The sequence below is a fragment of the Castellaniella defragrans 65Phen genome (assembly GCF_000612685.1).
Classification (GTDB): domain Bacteria; phylum Pseudomonadota; class Gammaproteobacteria; order Burkholderiales; family Burkholderiaceae_B; genus Castellaniella; species Castellaniella defragrans.
The window spans coordinates 898,459-915,199 of the sequence record NZ_HG916765.1; the positions used below are offsets into that span (position 1 = coordinate 898,459).

The window sequence follows — 16,741 nt, forward strand, 5'->3', positions numbered from 1 at the left end:
CGAGGAGTCACACCATGGAAATCGCTGCCCTGACCGCCGCCCTGGGTGCCCAGGCGCTTCCCGCCGCCACTCCAGCGGCACGCGCCGAGCCGGCCAGCCTGGCGACCGAACGTTTCAATGCCTTGATGAATGCGCCGCTGGAGCCCCAGCTCGGCAGCGTGCCCGCGGCCCTGCAATCGGCCTTTGCCGCGCCATTGCCGGATGCCGTGCCCACCCTGGGAGGACAGATCCTTTCGGGCCTGCGCAGCATGGCGACCGATTTCTCGGGCAAGTGGCAGGATATTGCCCACAGCATGGATGGACTGGGGACGCGGCCCGCGGTCAGCGACATGCTGCGGCTGCAAACCGAACTGCTGCAGGTCTCGGTGCAGTACGAACTGGTGGGCAAGGCGGTGGCGCGGTCCACTCAGAATATCGATACGATGGTCAGGATGTCTTGATGGCTCTTTCACTTCCGCCTTCCTCTCATTCCCCTTTCCGTGTCCTGCGGCTGGCCCTGGCCGCCCTGGCACTGTCGTTCCTGGCGGCCTGCGGATCCAGCGTCACCCTGTATTCTTCAGCCAGCGAAGGCGAGGCCAACGAATTGCTGTCGGTCCTGCTGGATGCCGGCATCCATGCCGAGAAAGTCTCCAGCAAGGCAGGCGTCGCCGTGTCGGTCGACGGCGCCCAGGTGGCCCGCGCACTGGACATCCTGCGCTCCCAGGGGCTGCCGCGCGAGCGCTTCGACGGCATGGGGCAGATCTTTCGCAAAGAAGGCCTGGTGTCCTCGCCCCTGGAAGAGCGCGCCCGGTACATCTATGCCTTGTCCCAGGAACTCACCAACACCCTGTCACAGATGGACGGCGTGCTGGCTGCCCGCGTGCATGTGGTGCTGCCCGAGCGGGGCGAGATCGGCGAAGCCGCCACGCCCTCGACGGCGGCCGTCTTCATCAAGCACCGGATCGGCTATTCCTTCGACGCGCTCAAGCCGCAGATCCGCCAGCTGGTCACGCACGCCATCCCAGGCCTGACCGAGGATCGGGTTTCGATCGTCCTGGTGTCCGCCCAGCCCGGCACGGCTGGGCACGAGGCGCCGGTCCTGGCTTCGGTCCTGGGATTCCAGGTCTCGCAGGCTTCGGCCGGCGGGCTCGGCCTGCTCCTGGCCGTGCTGGCCGTGCTGGTCCTGGTCCTGGCGGGCGGCCTGGGCTATCTGTTGTGGCGCGGAGGCTGGACGCTGCCGGGCATCGCATCCCGGCAACCCGCCGGCCAGGCGAGGCGTGAGCCGGCGCCCGAGGGCTCCGAATGAGCACCGCCCTGTTCGGCGCGCGGCTGCTGGAATTCAATCTCCTGCCCAGCCTCTCGCTCCATCCCAGCCGGCACGCGGCTTTCGGCGCGCCTTCCCGGCCTGTGCCGGCGGCCTGCGCAGCCGCCTGGCACAGGCATTGGTCGAGCGCGATTTTGCGCCGGCTGGACTTGCATCATCGCCCGGTGCTCGATGCGGACCGCCCCGAACTCGCCCTGGCGCTGCTGCCTCCGGACCGGCTGGCTCGCCTCGCGCGGCATGTGGGCGCCGCCCGCTGTGCGCAGAGACTGCGCCGGATCGTGGCGGGCAGCCAGGTGCGCGAGCTGGCGGCCGCCCTGGGATCCGATGTGCTGGACTTCGCCCGGCATGCCGAGACCGGGCCCTGGACCCGGCCGGCGGATCGGGACGACGGCCCCATCGCGGCGCTGGCCGGTCAGGTGGATCGGATCGGACGAGCGGCGCTGCGCGCCGTTTTCCAGGCGGCGGGGCCGGAACTCGGCCTGCGCGCCGAACTCAGGCTGGCAGACGAGCCGGCCGGCGATGCGCCGGATGACTGCCCGGCACCGCTGGCCCTGTCCCTGGCAGTCCTTGAACGGATCGAACCGACATGGCATTCCTCGTTTCCCGCGGCGCATTGAATCCGCGCACCCTGACGGTGGAGCTCGACCCGGCGGCCCGTGTGCTGCGCGCGGCCGAGCATGCCGCCCTGGTCCAGGCGCAGACGCTCCTGGACGAGGCCCGCGCGCAGGCCGACGCCATCCTGGCCGGCGCCCAGGAAGCGTTCGAGGCCGAGCGCCGCCGTGGCTACGAGGACGGCAAGCAGGAAGCCCTGCTCGACCAGGCCGAAAAGATGATCGAAACCGTCGGGCGCACCATCGATTATTTCGCGGGCGTGGAAAACGAGATGGTCGACCTGGTCATGTCGGCCGTGCGCAAGGTCGTCGACGGCTTCGACGACCGCGAGAAAGTCATGATCGTCGTGCGCAACGTGCTGGCCGTGGTGCGCAACCAGAAGCAGATGACCCTGCGGCTGCACCCCGACGACGTTGAAACCGTGCGGGCGCGGATCAACGACATCCTGGCCGCATATCCCGGTGTCGGCTACCTGGACCTGCTGGCCGACGCCCGGCTGGCGCAGGGCGCCTGCATCCTGGAAAGCGAGATCGGCATGGTCGAGGCCAGCCTGGAAGGGCAGGTCGCGGCCCTGCAGAACGCGTTCCAGCGCACGCTGGGCAGCCGGGTCTAGGGCGGAGACGAAGCCGTGCGTCAGTTCGACTACATCACCGAAATGATGGAAATGGCACTGCACGACACGCCGACCCTGCGCATCAAGGGCCGCGTGACCCAGGTCATCGGCACCATCATCAAGGCCGTCGTGCCCACGGTCAAGGTCGGCGAAGTCTGCATCCTGCGCAACCCGGGTGAGGATTTCGAGATGAAAGGCGAAGTCGTGGGCTTTGCCCGGGATGCGGCCTTGCTGACCCCGCTGGGCGACATGTATGGCATTTCTTCCGCGACGGAAGTCATTCCCACCGGCCGGGCGCACATGGTGCCCGTGGGTCCGGGGCTGCTGGGCCGGGTGCTCGACGGCCTGGGCCGGCCGCTGGACGAGGCCGAACGCGGCCCGCTGGAGGCCAGCAAGTTCTACCCGGTGTTTGCCGAGGCGCCCGATCCGCTCAAGCGCCGCATCATCGACAGGCCGCTGGAGCTCGGCGTGCGGGCGCTGGACGGCGTGCTGACCTGCGGCGAGGGCCAGCGCATGGGGATCTTCGCGGCGGCCGGCGGCGGCAAGTCCACGCTGATGGGCATGCTGGTCAAGGGCGCCGACGTGGACGTGACCGTGGTGGCGCTGATCGGCGAGCGGGGCCGGGAAGTGCGCGAATTCCTGGAACACGAGCTTGGCCCGGAAGGACGGCGCAAGAGCGTCATCGTGTGCGCCACCAGCGACAAGTCCTCGATGGAACGCGCCAAGGCGTCCTACGTTGCCACGGCGATCGCGGAATATTTCCGCGACCAGGGCAAGCGAGTGCTTTTCCTGATGGATTCGGTCACGCGGTTCGCCCGCGCGCAGCGCGAGATCGGCCTGGCGGCGGGGGAGCCGCCGACGCGCCGGGGCTACCCGCCATCCGTGTTCGCGACCCTGCCCAAGCTCATGGAACGGGTCGGCATGAACGAGCACGGCTCGATCACGGCACTCTATACCGTGCTCGTCGAGGGCGACGACATGACCGAGCCCATCGCCGACGAGACGCGTTCCATCCTGGACGGACACATCGTGCTGTCGCGCAAGCTGGGCGCGGCCAACCATTATCCGGCGATCGACGTGCTGGCCTCGGCCAGCCGGGTCATGAACGCGGTGGTGAGCGACGAGCACAAGCGGCTCGCCGGTCGCATGCGCGAATTGATGGCCAAGTACCAGGAAGTCGAGCTGCTGGTGAAGATCGGCGAATACAAGCGCGGCGGAGACCCCGTCACGGACGAGGCCATCGACAAGATCGACGCCATCAATCGGTTCCTGCGTCAGAAGACCGATGAGCATTCGACCCTGCCGGAAGCGATCGAAGCCATGGCCTCGATCGTCGGGGAGAGCGCGGGATGAACGTATTTCGCGAACTGATCGCCATCAAGCGCTTCCGCGAGGGCCAGGCGGAGCTGGCCATGATGCGGCAGCGCCAGGTGCTGGCCGAGGCCGAACGCCTGCGGCTCCAGGCGGTTGAACATCTGGATGAATACCGTCGCTGGTCCGAGCAAAGGGAACTGGACATGTACCGGGACCTCTGCAGCCGCCTGGTGAGGGCGAGCGAGATCGAGGACGTGCTGGAGAACGTGGCCGGCCTGCGCGAGGGTGAGCAGGACCGCGAGACCCGTGTCGAGGAGGCCGAAAATCAGGCACATCGCGAGGCCGAGACCCTGACCCAGTGCCGCGAAGCCCACCGCGAAGCCTCGCGCATGGTCGAGAAATTCGTCCAGCTGGCCAGCCTGCACGCAGCCGAGGAACTGCGCGAACTGGAGCGCAAGGAAGACCTGGAAATGGAAGAAGCCGCATCCGTCGCGCGCGACCGCGAAGACTGGCTGCAGCATGATGACTATGAGCCCGCATGACCATGACTGAACGACGCATCGATCTGGACATCGGCATGGCCCGGAGCATGCCGGACCTGGGACAGCAGGGCGCCGGCGCATCGCGCCGCGAGGCGTCCGACGCGGATCGCCAGGCGTTCGAGCAGGCCCTGGCCCGGGATGGCGGGCCGCCGGCAGAGAGTCCGGAACCTTCGGCCGATACCCCCAAGCCGTTCGTCCTGCTTTCCGGCGCCCTGGCGCCCGCCGAAACCCAAGCGCCGGTTGCGGCCCCGGATGGCCTGGCGCAGGCGCTGAGCGAGGCGGCCGACCGCATGCTGGTGGGCGATGGCAGCAGCGGTCGACGCGAAGTGCGCCTGGACCTGAAGGCCGAAGTCTTGCCAGGCGTGACCGTGTCCGTTTATGAAGAAGATGGCCGCCTGGTGGCCGCGTTCGCCTGCGCCAGCGAGGCCTCGCGCGAAACCCTCAATCGCTGTGCGCCGGTGCTGGCCCAGGAACTCGCCCATTCCCTGGCGCGTGCCGTCCTGGTGCGGGTGAGCACCGACGATCCCGAAGATCCCTGCCTGTTCGAAGCGGCTGCGGCCGCATGACCAAGACCGTTTCATGGATGCAATGAATCCCTTGACCGCCCGGACCGCCGCCCTGCCGCGCCTGACCACCAACCAGGCCCAGGCGCTGACGCTGGTCGCGACCCGCGGCGCCGACCTGCGGGTGGATATGCCGGCGCCCGAAGGCGCCGAGGCTGTGTCCGTTGCCTGGCGCGTGGGCCTGACGCCGGGCGTGCCGCAGGCCCTGCGTCAGGCCGCCAGCCACCGGGCCGACCTGGAATGGGCGGGGGCCGCGTTGCGGCTGAGTCTGCCGCCGGCTGCCCTGGCGGCCTGGGCCGATGCGCGGTTGCCTGGCCTTGGCGTGGGCGAACTGCCCGCAGCATTGCAGGCGGCGGCCCTGGAAACCCTGCTGGCCGAGGCGGTGGCCGCGCTGTCGCCGGCCCTGGCCGGCGGGGCAGTGCGTGTCCTGGCCGAGCCCCGGCAGGCGGAGCTGCCGCACGCCTGGACTCTGGCCGCCCGCGCCGAAGCACGCGGCGAGACCGTGCTGGCGGTGCTGGAGTCCGACGACCTGGGGCTGATGCTGCTGGCCGGCCTGCTGGACCGGCTGCCGCCCGGCGCCGTCGGCGCCGTCGACGAATCGGCCCTGCCGGTCGGCCTGCGCGCCGAGATCGGGCGCGCCTCGCTGCCGGCCGCCGAACTGCGCACCCTGGGCAGCGGCGACGTCATCCTGCTGGACGAATACCTGGTCGGGCCCGAAGGCGAGCTGTGGCTGGGGATTCCGCAGGGCCAGGGCCTGCGCGTGCGCGCCGAACATTCCTCCTATCTCGTGACCCAAGGCTGGACTTCCCTCATGAATCAGACCGTTCCTTCCGCCGAAGAAGCCCCATCCGCCGAGCCGCTGGACCTCGACGCCATTCCGGTGCGGCTGACCTTCGACCTGGGCGACCGCGCCATGACGCTGGCTGAACTGCGCCAGCTGCAGCCCGGTGCGGTGTTCGACCTGCAGCGGCCGCTGTCGGACGGCCCGGTCATGATCCGCGCCAATGGCGCGCTGGTCGGCACCGGCGAGCTGGTCGAGGTCGATGGCCGCATCGGCGTGCGTGTCGGCACCCTGGGCAAGGGCGGGGCATGAGCGGCAATTTCGATCCCATCAGCCTGGCCATCGCGCTGGCGCTGCTGGCGCTGCTGCCGCTGGCCGCCGTGATGACCACGTCCTTCCTGAAACTGGCCGTGGTGTTCGCACTGGTACGCAATGCCCTGGGAGTGCAACAGGTGCCCCCCAACATGGCGCTCTACGGCCTGGCCGTGATCCTGTCGGCCTACGTCATGGGGCCGGTCGTGATGCAGGTCGGGCACGAATTGCGCGCCGTGGGCGAGCCGGCCAGCCTGTCGGCCACCGCTGAACCGCGCGCCGACCCGGTCGGGGCCATGCTGAATGCCGTGGCGCGCGGCACCGAGCCCCTGCGCGCCTTCATGCTGAAGAACAGCCGGCCCGAGCAGCGGGATTTCTTCGTGCGCACCGCCCGGCATCTCTGGGGCGAGGCTCAGGCGCGCGAACTGCGCCAGGACGACATGATCGTGCTGATCCCGGCTTTCCTGGTGTCGGAGCTCACGGCGGCGTTCCAGATCGGTTTCCTGCTGTACCTGCCGTTCGTCATCATCGACCTGATCGTGTCCAACATCCTGCTGGCGATGGGCATGATGATGGTGTCACCGGTCACGATCTCCATGCCGCTCAAGCTGTTCCTGTTCGTCATGATCGACGGCTGGACGCGGCTGATCCAGGGCCTGGTCCTGTCCTATTCCTGAGGCGCGCATGGGTACCGTCGACATTGTCTCCTACATGACCCAGGCGCTCTACCTGACCCTGTGGCTGTCGCTGCCGCCGATCGCCGTGGCGGCCATCGTGGGGACGCTGTTCTCGCTGTTCCAGGCGCTGACGCAGATCCAGGAACAGACCCTGTCCTTCGCGATCAAGCTGATCGCCGTGTTCGCCACCCTGCTGCTCACGGCGCGCTGGCTCAGCGGCGAGCTCTACAACTACGCCGTGTCGGTGTTCGACCTGTTCCACAAAATACACTGAGGACGGGCACGACATGTTCAACGGCGCAGCCACTGCAGAAATCCACATGTTCCTGGGAGCCTGGGCGCTGACGCAACCCCGGCTGCTCGCCATGTGCAGCATGCTGCCCCTGTTCAACCGGCAATTACTGCCGGGCCTGCTGCGCTACGCCATCTGCGCCGCTCTGGGCCTGGTGCTGGTGCCCATGCTGATGCCGCGCTACGCGGAACTGGACCTCGGCACGATCGGCCTGCTGCTGCTGATGACCAAGGAAGTCTTCGTCGGCCTGGTCCTGGGGTTCATGGTGGCGCTGCCCTTCTGGATCTTCGAGGCGGTGGGATTCGTCATCGACAACCAGCGCGGGGCCAGCCTGGGCGCCGTCATCAATCCGGCCACGGGCAACGATTCCTCGCCCCTGGGCATCCTCTTCAACCAGGCGTTCCTGGTGTTCTTCCTGGTCGGCGGCGGTTTCACGCTGATGCTGACGCTGCTGTACGACAGCTTCCGCCTGTGGGACCTGTGGTCCTGGTCGCCGGTTCTGCGGGCCGACAGCATCCCGCTCATGCTCGACCAGCTCAGCCGCTTCATGCGCCTGGTGCTGCTGTTCGCCGCGCCGGCCGTCGTGGCCATGTTCCTGGCCGAGCTGGGCCTGGCCCTGGTCAGCCGCTTCACGCCGCAACTGCAGGTGTTCTTCCTGGCCATGCCCATCAAGAGCGCCCTGGCGCTGCTGGTGCTCGTGCTGTACATGAGCACGCTGTTCGAATATGCCGGCGATACCGTGCGCGGCATTCCGGGCATCCTGCCTTTCCTCGACGAGCAATGGAGGCTTCCATGAGCGGAGAGAAGACCGAACAGCCGACCGCCAAGCGGCTGCGCGAGTCCCGCGAGAAGGGCGATGTCGCGCACAGCAAGGATTTCACCCAGACCCTGCTGATCCTGGCCCTGTTCGGCTACATGCTGGGCAATGCATCGAACCTGATCGAGTCGCTGGGGCGAATCCTGCTGGTGCCCTCGACCCTGACGGGCATGCCCTTCGAGCTTGCGCTCAAGACCGCCCTGGAAGCGACCCTGAACGAGGCCCTGGCGCTGGTCCTGCCCTTCGTGCTGATCGTGCTGGGCATCGGCATGTTCGGCGAGTTCCTGCAGGTCGGTATCGTGCTGGCCTTCAAGAAACTCATCCCTTCCGGACAGAAGCTCAACCCCGCCAGCAACATCAAGAACATCTTTTCCAAGAAGAACCTGGTCGAATTCCTCAAGTCGGCGTTCAAGATCGCCTTCCTGTCGATCCTGGTGACGCTGGTGGTGCGCGATGCGCTGCCGCAGCTGATGTCCGTGCCGCACAGCGGCCTGGCGGGCCTGCAGATGGGGGTGGGCGGCATGCTGCGCACGCTGATCGTCCATGTGGCGATCGCCTACGTCATCATTTCCCTGGCCGATTTCGTCTGGCAGCGCATGCAGCATCGCAAGCAGCTGATGATGAGCAAGGAAGAGGTCAAGCAGGAATACAAGGAAATGGAAGGCGACCCCCACATCAAGGGCAAGCGCAAGCACCTGCACCAGGAAATGGTCATGCAGGGCGCCGTCCACAGCGCGCGCAAGGCCACCGTGGTGGTGACCAATCCGACGCACCTGGCGATCGCCCTGTACTACGATCCGGACGAGACGCCGCTGCCCGTGGTGCTCGCCAAGGGCGAAGGCACCCTGGCGGCGGAAATGATGCGTGCCGCGCGCGAGGCGGGCGTGCCCGTCATGCAGAACATTCCCCTGGCGCGGGCGCTGATGGCCGATGCCCAGCCGGATCAGTACATCCCCAGCGAACTCATCGAACCCGTCGCCGAAGTGCTGCGCCTGGTGCGCAAGCTGGCGGCGGAATCACCGGAGTAGAACGATGAACATCCCATCCCATCCATTGATCGCGGACTATGCGGCCCGCCTGGGCGTCTCCGACGGCGTGCGCGCCGACGGCCGCCTCACGGTCCTGGTCGACGACAAGTACCGCGTGCACCTGCAGGGCGCCCGCAACGGCTGGCTGGCGATCAGCGCGCGGCTGTGCACCCTGCCGCCCGACGGCCTGGCGCGCGAACGGTTCCTGTCCGAGATCGGCCGGCAGGCCGCCGGCATGCTCAGTCGCCACGCTTCGGCCTGCGTGGTCGATCCGGACGAGGATGCCCTGTGGCTGCAGCAGATGGTGCGGCCCGATGCGGACACGGGCGACGTGGAAGAGGCCGTGGGCCGCTTCGCCAACGCCCTGTCGTTCTGGACCGGCACGGCCCGGCGGGCGGCATGAGGGGGCTGGCGCGCGGCGTCCGGGAGGGCGCATGGGGCGACCCGGTGAAAGGGAGAGGACGCGGGATGCGACACGGGGAGGATACGCTGTGTTGAAACGTTGGATTCCTGCCTGCGCGCTGGCCCTGTGCCTGGCCGGGACGGCCGCCCGGGCCGCGCCCGGCTGGCCTCTGGCGGCCTACAGCTATTACGCCGAGAACGAAAGCCTGCAGAGCGTCCTGCGGCAGTTCGCGGGCGGTTTCAGCCTGGCCCTGGAACTGGCGCCCGGCGTGACCGGCACGGTCAACGGCAGGTTCAACACGGCCACGCCCACCGAATTCATGGACCGCCTGGGCGGGGTCTACGGCTTCAACTGGTTCGTCTATTCGGGCACGCTGTTCGTCAGCCCCGCCAGCGCCATGGTGACGCGCTCGATCAGCGCCATGGGCAGCTCGATCACGGCGCTGCGCGACGCCCTGCTGGAACTGGGCGTGCTCGATCCGCGTTTCGGCTGGGGCGAACTGGCCGACCAGGGGATCGCCCTGGTCTCGGGGCCGCCCGCCTACGTCAGGCTGGTGCAGAAGATGGTGGCCGCCCTGCCCCTCGGGGCGGGCGGACAGCAGGTGGCGGTGTTCCGCCTCAAGCACGCCTCGGTCAACGACCGCACCGTCAGCTACCGCACGCAAAGCGTGGTCACGCCCGGCCTGGCGACGGTGCTGCGCAGCCTCATCCTGGGCTCGGGCTCGGGCGCCAACAACGAAACGCTGTCCGCGGTGGCCGCTCCGCTGCGCGAAAATCCGCCGGTGTTCGCAGGCCCGGCCGGGGATGCCGGCGGCGCGCCGGCCGCGGGGGCGAACGGTCCGGCCGGCGCGGCGGCGCCGGACGCCAGGCGGCGTGCTTCCGGCCAGGGACTGCGGTTCCGCGAGCCGACGGTGCAGGCCGATCCCCGCCTGAACGCCATCATCGTGCAGGACATCCCCGACCGCATTCCCATCTACCGCCAGCTCATCGAACAGCTCGACGTGCCCAGCACCCTGATCGAGATCGAGGCGATGATCGTCGACGTCAATTCCGACAACGTCAGCGAACTGGGCGTGACCTGGGGCGCGAAGGCCGGGAACGCGACCTTCGGCTACAGCGATTTCGGCCTCAGCCCCAGCAACGGCCTGCCGGTGGACAGCGCGGCCTCGCTGTCGCCGGGGACGCTGGGGCTGTCCATCAGCAATGTGCTGGCGGCCCGTCTGCACGCGCTGGAAACCAAGGGGGCGGCCAACATCCTGTCGCAGCCCTCCATCCTGACGGCCGACAACATGGGCGCCCTGATCGATCTGTCGGACACGTTCTACATCCAGACCACGGGTGAGCGCGTGGCCACCGTCACGCCGGTCACGGTGGGCACCTCGCTGCGCGTCACGCCGCGCTACATCGAGGGCAGCGGTGATCTGCGCCGGGTCGAACTCACGGTGGACATCGAGGACGGCCGCATCCAGGACGAACGCCAGATCGGCGCGCTGCCGACGGTGCGCAAGAGCAGCATCAGCACCCTGGCCATCGTCGGCGACGGCCAGACCCTGCTGGTCGGCGGCTACAACAGCAGCCAGGACAGCCAGCAGGTCGACAAGGTGCCCGGCCTGGGCGACATTCCCCTGCTGGGCGCGCTGTTCTCGAACAAGAGCAAGACCATGCAGCGCCGCGAGCGCCTGTTCCTGTTGCGCCCGCGCGTGGTGTCGATCCAGGGCAATCCCGTGGCCCCGCCGCGCCTGCAGTCGGGCGACACCGGTCCGGCCCTGAGCGCCACCTGGCCGGACGACGGCAAGCCCATGAGCGCGGGCGAATACCTCGATCTGATCCAGGGGCAGCAGACGCGGGTGCGGTTCGACGCCGTGCGCGAGGCCGCGGTGACTGGCCCGGTGCGGGTCGGGCCGTCCTACGTCGAATCGAAGGCGCTGGGCGAGGCCGACGTGCCGCGCGGCGGGGATGCCGCCGTGGCCGCGGGCCCGGCCGTGCATGTGGAGCTGCGTCCCGTCGAGCCCTGACGCGGCGGCGTGAGGGAACGCCGGGCGCCGCGGCGTTACTGAGCCGGTGCAGGGCGTGGCCATTCCGCCACGCCCGCAAACCGCGAGGAAACCCATGGACGCATCCAGCCTGATTGCGCTCTTCGGCCAGGAAACCGGCGTCGCCCTGACGCTGAACGAAGCGGGGACGGCGTCCCTCGCTTTCGAGTCGGGGCTGGCGCTGCACCTGGAACATGACCCGCAAGCCGATCTCCTGCATTGCTACGTGGTGCTCGGCCAGGCGCCCGCCGATCCCATGTGCCGCCACGACGTGTTCCGGCGGATGCTGGCCGCGAACGCCTTCGGCCGCGACACCGAGGGCGCGACCCTGGGCCTGGACGAGATCACGGGCGAGTTCCTGCTGTCGCGCCGCCTGGAACTGCCGCGCACCGATACGGCCTGGCTGCGCGCGACCGTCGAATCCATGGCGGCGGTGGCGGCGGACTGGCTGCGGCGCCTGGACGGGACTGCACGGGATGTGGCGCCGGCCCCGGCCCCCGGCGACCTGCCGCCGGATTTCGGCCTGCGCGTCTGATCCCCGGGAGACCTCCATGAATGGCGTCCGCAATCCCGTCCAGTCCCCCCTCCAGAACCTGCAGCGGCGGCATCTCGATGCCGGTCCCCTGGGCCAGGTCGGCAATCTGCGCTTCAAGGCCGGGCCCGGCGCCACGCCGCGCGCATCCGGCCCCAATGCCCTGCAGCGCTTCGGCCGGTTCCTGTCCAAGGTCGCCTTTTATGTCGGCGCCGGCCCCGCGCAGCGGGCGCAGCGCCACGTGCTGGACCAGGCGCGCGACAACAGCCGCCGCATCGGCAACCTGCTGGGCAGCCTGACCGGGGCGCCCGGCGATCCGAAGTCCTGCTCGCGGATCGCCGAGGGCCTGGCCCGGCTGGGCGACCTGTCCGGCGGAGACCTGTCCAGGCTGCCGGGCGGCAAGGAATCCCTCGAGACCTACCTGGGCGAGCTGGGCGTGATGGACTTGAACGCCCTGCGCAGCGGCGTGCTGGGCGATCCCGAGGCCCGCCAGGCGGTGCTCGACCGGGTGGACCCGCCTCGCCTGCGCGCCCAGGCGGCCCTGCTGCTGGACCAGATCGCCGTCGCCCTGGAGCAGGCGGTCGCCGGCCAGGCGGTGCAGGAGCCCCTGGCGCAGATCCGCACCCTGCTGGCCGGCCGGCCGGTCGACGGCCAGGCCCTGGAGGGCCGGCTCGCCCGCCTGTCGGAAAACCTGGCCATGCTGGGCGGCGACAAGCTCGGCATCCATCTGCAGGCCCTGTCCGACCAGGAACTGGGGGTCTTGCAGTCGGTGTTGCACACGGACCGGCTGGCCGGCGCCCGGCAGGCGCTGGCGCAGATCCGTGAGCCGGATGACGAATCCCCGCGCATCGAGGACGCGCCCGGCCGGCAGCACGAGACGCCCGATCCGCAGCGCGTCCGGCCCGGCCGGGATTCCCCGGGCGAAACCATGCTGGACCGCCTGAGCCAGGCGCTGGATGCGGAAATCCAGGCGCGGGTCGATCGGGCGCTGCCGGATCCGACCCGCGAACTGGAGACCGCCCTCGCGGGCGGCGAAACCGCCGCCATCGCCAGGGCGCTGTCCAATCTGAGCCGGCACGTCGGCGAACTGGGCCGGACCTACGGCGCCCTGCCGGCGCGGACCGCGCGCATCGTGCGCGAACAGGTCACCCGGGCCATGGAGGCGCTGCGTGATCCGGACACCAATCCCGAAGGACCGCTGACGCGGGATTCGCTCGCGCGGCTGGACGACCATGCCCTGGGCCGGCTGCGCCGCAGCGGCGCGCTGGCGGAATTCGGCCTGCGGCTGGACCTGGACGGTGCCCGCTCCGAAAGCCTGTCGCGTGTCGAGGCGCTCGACCAGCGGGTGGCCGAAGGCATGAGCGGCCTGCTGCGGGCCTTGTCGGTGGATCAGCCCGACATGCCGGCGCTGATGCGGCAGCTGCGGGATTTGACCGAGCTGGAATTGCAGCGCAATCAGCAGCTGGACCGGATGGGCCATTTCGGCGATCAGGCCGGCGTGGAGGATCAGCACGCGCTGGTCCGGCAGGCCGTCCGGCAGGCGTTCGGCACACTGGACGAGTCCGGCGGCGGCCCGACCGGCGAGCGGACGCGCCAGTTCCTGGGCCTCCTGCTGGGACTGGAAAAGCAGTTCCGCGGGGCGGCCTCCGGGCTGGCCGTGCTGATGCGCGGGGGGGATTCCGTGCAGGGCGGGCAGGAAACCCTCAAGCGGATCGGCACCACCCAGCACATCCTCGGCGGCCTCATCGACGTCCTGCATGAGCGTATCGCCGGCCAGCTCGATCCGGGCGAGAAGATCCCGCCCGAGGTGCCGCCCGGCCCGTTCCACACTTCGCTGGTCGAGCAGTACGGCGTACGCTACGATCCGGACACCGGCGTCTCGACCCTGACGCTGAACGACGCGATGCGGGCCCGGATGGCGTCCAGCCTGGAAGCGCCCATCGATCCCGGGATCCACCCCACGCGCACGGTCACCCTGCCGGTGCGCGGCGTGGATACGGAATTCTCCATCGGCTCGTCCTTCCTGGTGGACGGCATCGAGCGGTCCAGCCTCTCGCTGTCGGTGCGGGGCGCGGGCATCGACGGCAGCCCGGTGCGCTCCACCTGGCCCGACGGCGTGTCGGGCGAGGACCTGGGGCCGGCCATGGGCGAGGCGCTGGATGCCCTGTTCAGGGTTGCCGGCCCCGGCGCCGAACCCCTGACGCGCCTGATGAACCAGCAGCTGGGCGGGTGCATCCTGGAAGGCCTGCAGGCCATGGGCCAGGATTCGCCGTTCAGGCTGGACGACGGCTCCGTGATCCTGCCGGTGGGCGCGGGGAGCCTCCATTTCGACGTCGAGAAGAACGAGGACGGCAGCTTCCGCGTCGGCGGGACCATGTCCATCCCCATCAAGAACGCCGTCGGGTCCGACGGGCACGGCCACGATTTCCCGGTAGCCATGAAGCCTTCGGTCAGCTGGGCGCAGGTGCAGGTGACGCTGACCGTGTCCCCCGATGGCCTGCAGGTCCGCATGAGCGAGCCGCCGCAGTTCCGGCATCATTTCGTCCTGGCGCCGGAAAACAGCGTCTGAGGGCGCCGCGTGCCAGGTCCGGGACCTGGCCGGCGCCCGCTGGATCCAGGTGTCCGTTGAGTCCAGGCGTGCGCTAGAAATTCAGCGTCAGGCCTTTTTGCTCGAGCCGGTCGCGCAGGGCGGCGCGCGCGCGCGACAGGCGGCTGCGGACCGTGCCGATCGGCACCGACAGCAGGGCGGCCGCTTCTTCGTAGGACAGGTTGTCCAGCCCCACCAGCAGCAGGATGCTGCGCATGCTTTCGGGGAGTTCGTCCAGGGATTCCTGCAGCAGGCGCATGGACTGGGTCTGCTCGGCGGCTTCCTCGGGGGTGACGGATTCGGCGGCCAGGTCGTCGAGGCCGCTGTCGCCGACGAAATCGTAGCGGCGCTCGGGCGCCCGGGACAGGTGGTTGCGGATCAGGTTCAGCGCGATGCCGTACAGCCAGGTGGACAGCTGCGACTCGCCGCGAAAGGTCCGGTACGAGCGGGCAGCCTCGGTGAAGGCCTGCTGGGCGATGTCCTCGGCTTCGCTGATGTTGCCGATGTGCCGGACGATGAAACGCTGCAGGCGGCTGCTGTGTTCCTGGACCAGGTCGCGGAACAGGCGTTCGTCGGCGGGACTGGGAGATTCGGAAGATTCGGAAGATTCGGGGAGGATTGTCTGCCGCGCGGTTTCCGGCGCAATGCCGTCAGGGTCGGAGGGAAGGTTCATGGGACGGGACGGAGAGCAAGAGGCGGCGCTGATCCAGGGGATTCTAACCCGGACATTTCGTCAGCAAGCCTGTTTAAGTGATTTCCCGGTAGTCCGGCTGCCTCGGCGACGCGGCGGAGGGGATCGGCGGCGCGGGAAGCTGTTTTTCAGTACCGCAGGCGCAATGGTCCCTACCCCCGTTGCTTTATCGCGTGCCGGGGACAGCACTTTCTCGGCGCTACGGGGCCATGGCGCGCGCGGCGTGCGCGTAGACGTGGCGCAGCGGATGATGCGAGGCCAGCAGGATGCGGACCCGCCGGGTATTGCGCACGATGGCCGCACCGACCTTCAGCAGGCGCACCCGGATGGTGGCGGCGCTGGCGCGCTCCAGTTCGGTGCCTCGTAGCGCCGTCTCGCGCAGCCGCTGCATCAGCGTATAGGCCAGGGCCGCCAGCAGCAGCCGGAACTGGTTGGCGGCGAACCGGTGGCAACTGGCGCGCGTACCGAACAGATCGAGTTGCGCTTCCTTGATGCGGTTCTCGGCTTCGCCCCGGGCGCAGTACAGCTGATCGTACAGTTGCATGGCATCGCAGTCCCGGATGTTGGTGACCACGAAGCGCGGGTTCACGCCCTGGGCACCGTACTCCAGGCGGGTGAGCACGCGCCGGGGCCGATCCCACGACCCGGCCGCGTAGGTGAACTCACTGACCAGGCGCTGCTTGCGCCCGGTGCGCTCGTAGCCGTCCTTGAGGATTTCCTCGGCCTGCGCAACGCGCGCCTGAAGCCGTTTATTGCGTGCCAGGCCGATGATGTATTGCACGCCGCTGCGTTCGCACCAGCGGATCAGCGGCTGACGGCAGAACCCCGAGTCCCCACGGATGATGATCCTGACCTCGGGCCATGCCTGACGCAGCCGGTTCACCAGCAGGCGCAGCACCGCCGCCGCGTGCCTGGCCCCGTCAATGCGGCTGGGGCGCAGCAGGCAGGCCAGCATCGACTGGCCGCAGAACACGTACAGCGGCAGATAGCAGTGGTGGTCGTAGTAGGCGTGGAACTGCTTGAGCTCCTGCTCGCCGTGCAGCGGGATATCCGAGGCATCCACATCCAGAATCAGTTGCCTGGGCGCGGTGGCGAAGCTGGCGATGAAGTGTTCAACCAGCACCCCATGCAGCGCCCACGCATCGGCGCGGGTCGCCCCCGTCTCCAGGCGGCTGAGCGTGGGTGAACTGGCCAGGGCACGATCTCGCCCAACAGCCGTTTGCATCAGCAGATCCCCGCGCAGCGTATCGTGGTCGTTCAGGTCTTCGTAGCCGCAGCACAGGCCGTACAGGCGCTGGGCCAGCAGATCGCGCAGGCGGTGATGAATGCGGCCAGCGGCCCGGCGCTCGGTCAAGGCCTTGGCCGCCATGCGCGACAGGCCCGTGCGCGCATCAATTCTTCGCAGCAGCATCAGCCCGCCGTCGGAGCTGAGATCGCCGCCTTGGAAATTGGCCTGTAAATGGCGCCGTCCAAGGCGTCCAAAGTCCAGTTCTTCAGTGGTACGATTTGGCATAGGCGGTTCTTTTTGGTTGTATGGCGTGAGACCCAATAACCATAAGCCCTCGGGCAGGAATCGCCTATTCCTTTTTACCCGCCTGACGAAATTTCCGGGCTAGACCAGGACACGAGGCCTTACAAGAAA

General features: G+C 68.8%; 18 protein-coding genes. 16 read left to right on the top strand and 2 right to left on the bottom strand.

Annotated elements, in window-relative coordinates:
• Nucleotides 1–14 precede the first annotated feature (14 nt).
• The 16 genes from sctI (at nucleotide 15) to BN940_RS04035 (ending at nucleotide 14,390) form a co-directional block, all read left to right on the top strand.
• Nucleotides 15–440: a type III secretion system inner rod subunit SctI gene (gene sctI / locus BN940_RS03960; protein ID WP_043680375.1), complete on the top strand. Its 426-nt coding sequence runs from the start codon at nucleotides 15–17 to the stop codon at nucleotides 438–440.
• Nucleotides 440–1,285 carry a type III secretion system inner membrane ring lipoprotein SctJ gene (gene sctJ, locus BN940_RS03965; protein ID WP_043680377.1) on the top strand — a complete coding sequence of 282 codons (846 nt, stop codon included), beginning with the start codon at nucleotides 440–442 and terminating at the stop codon, nucleotides 1,283–1,285. The genes sctI and sctJ overlap by 1 nt, the downstream gene beginning before the upstream one ends.
• On the top strand, nucleotides 1,282–1,920 hold the full coding sequence (locus BN940_RS03970; protein ID WP_043680379.1) for a SctK family type III secretion system sorting platform protein: 639 nt from the start codon (nucleotides 1,282–1,284) through the stop codon (nucleotides 1,918–1,920). The genes sctJ and BN940_RS03970 overlap by 4 nt, the downstream gene beginning before the upstream one ends.
• Nucleotides 1,890–2,528: an HrpE/YscL family type III secretion apparatus protein gene (locus BN940_RS03975; RefSeq protein WP_043680381.1), complete on the top strand. Its 639-nt coding sequence runs from the start codon at nucleotides 1,890–1,892 to the stop codon at nucleotides 2,526–2,528. The genes BN940_RS03970 and BN940_RS03975 overlap by 31 nt, the downstream gene beginning before the upstream one ends.
• A gap of 15 nt (nucleotides 2,529–2,543) precedes the next feature.
• On the top strand, nucleotides 2,544–3,881 hold the full coding sequence (sctN, locus tag BN940_RS03980) for a type III secretion system ATPase SctN (protein ID WP_084330503.1): 1,338 nt from the start codon (nucleotides 2,544–2,546) through the stop codon (nucleotides 3,879–3,881).
• Entirely contained in the window at nucleotides 3,878–4,384 is a 507-nt protein-coding gene (locus BN940_RS03985; protein WP_043680384.1) for a type III secretion protein, read from the top strand. The genes sctN and BN940_RS03985 overlap by 4 nt, the downstream gene beginning before the upstream one ends.
• Before the next feature lie 2 nt (nucleotides 4,385–4,386).
• On the top strand, nucleotides 4,387–4,950 hold the full coding sequence (locus BN940_RS03990) for a hypothetical protein (protein WP_043685794.1): 564 nt from the start codon (nucleotides 4,387–4,389) through the stop codon (nucleotides 4,948–4,950).
• Nucleotides 4,951–4,972: 22 nt separating this feature from the next.
• Entirely contained in the window at nucleotides 4,973–6,040 is a 1,068-nt protein-coding gene (gene sctQ, locus BN940_RS03995; protein ID WP_043680386.1) for a type III secretion system cytoplasmic ring protein SctQ, read from the top strand.
• Nucleotides 6,037–6,717: a type III secretion system export apparatus subunit SctR gene (sctR, locus tag BN940_RS04000; protein ID WP_043680390.1), complete on the top strand. Its 681-nt coding sequence runs from the start codon at nucleotides 6,037–6,039 to the stop codon at nucleotides 6,715–6,717. Before sctQ ends, sctR begins: the two co-directional genes overlap by 4 nt.
• Nucleotides 6,718–6,724: 7 nt before the next feature.
• Nucleotides 6,725–6,991 carry a type III secretion system export apparatus subunit SctS gene (sctS, locus tag BN940_RS04005; protein ID WP_043680393.1) on the top strand — a complete coding sequence of 89 codons (267 nt, stop codon included), beginning with the start codon at nucleotides 6,725–6,727 and terminating at the stop codon, nucleotides 6,989–6,991.
• A 13-nt stretch (nucleotides 6,992–7,004) separates the two neighbouring features.
• Nucleotides 7,005–7,805 carry a type III secretion system export apparatus subunit SctT gene (gene sctT / locus BN940_RS04010; protein ID WP_043680396.1) on the top strand — a complete coding sequence of 267 codons (801 nt, stop codon included), beginning with the start codon at nucleotides 7,005–7,007 and terminating at the stop codon, nucleotides 7,803–7,805.
• Complete coding sequence (gene sctU / locus BN940_RS04015) at nucleotides 7,802–8,854, top strand: type III secretion system export apparatus subunit SctU (protein ID WP_043680398.1); 1,053 nt, start codon at nucleotides 7,802–7,804, stop codon at nucleotides 8,852–8,854. Before sctT ends, sctU begins: the two co-directional genes overlap by 4 nt.
• A 4-nt stretch (nucleotides 8,855–8,858) precedes the next feature.
• Complete coding sequence (locus BN940_RS04020) at nucleotides 8,859–9,257, top strand: CesT family type III secretion system chaperone (protein WP_043680401.1); 399 nt, start codon at nucleotides 8,859–8,861, stop codon at nucleotides 9,255–9,257.
• A 31-nt stretch (nucleotides 9,258–9,288) separates the two neighbouring features.
• Nucleotides 9,289–11,271, top strand: coding sequence for a type III secretion system outer membrane ring subunit SctC (gene sctC, locus BN940_RS04025; protein WP_084330504.1), 1,983 nt, complete (start codon nucleotides 9,289–9,291; stop codon nucleotides 11,269–11,271).
• Between the two features lie 94 nt (nucleotides 11,272–11,365).
• Entirely contained in the window at nucleotides 11,366–11,824 is a 459-nt protein-coding gene (locus BN940_RS04030) for a type III secretion system chaperone (protein WP_043680403.1), read from the top strand.
• Nucleotides 11,825–11,840: 16 nt separating this feature from the next.
• Entirely contained in the window at nucleotides 11,841–14,390 is a 2,550-nt protein-coding gene (locus BN940_RS04035) for a hypothetical protein (RefSeq protein WP_043680406.1), read from the top strand.
• A gap of 73 nt (nucleotides 14,391–14,463) precedes the next feature.
• Here the strand turns inward: BN940_RS04035 and BN940_RS04040 are convergent, their stop codons facing one another.
• Complete coding sequence (locus BN940_RS04040; RefSeq protein ID WP_052355592.1) at nucleotides 14,464–15,081, bottom strand: RNA polymerase sigma factor; 618 nt, start codon at nucleotides 15,079–15,081, stop codon at nucleotides 14,464–14,466.
• A 217-nt stretch (nucleotides 15,082–15,298) separates the two neighbouring features.
• Nucleotides 15,299–16,612 carry an IS1380 family transposase gene (locus tag BN940_RS04045; RefSeq protein WP_043680420.1) on the bottom strand — a complete coding sequence of 438 codons (1,314 nt, stop codon included), beginning with the start codon at nucleotides 16,610–16,612 and terminating at the stop codon, nucleotides 15,299–15,301.
• Nucleotides 16,613–16,741: the final 129 nt, after the last annotated feature.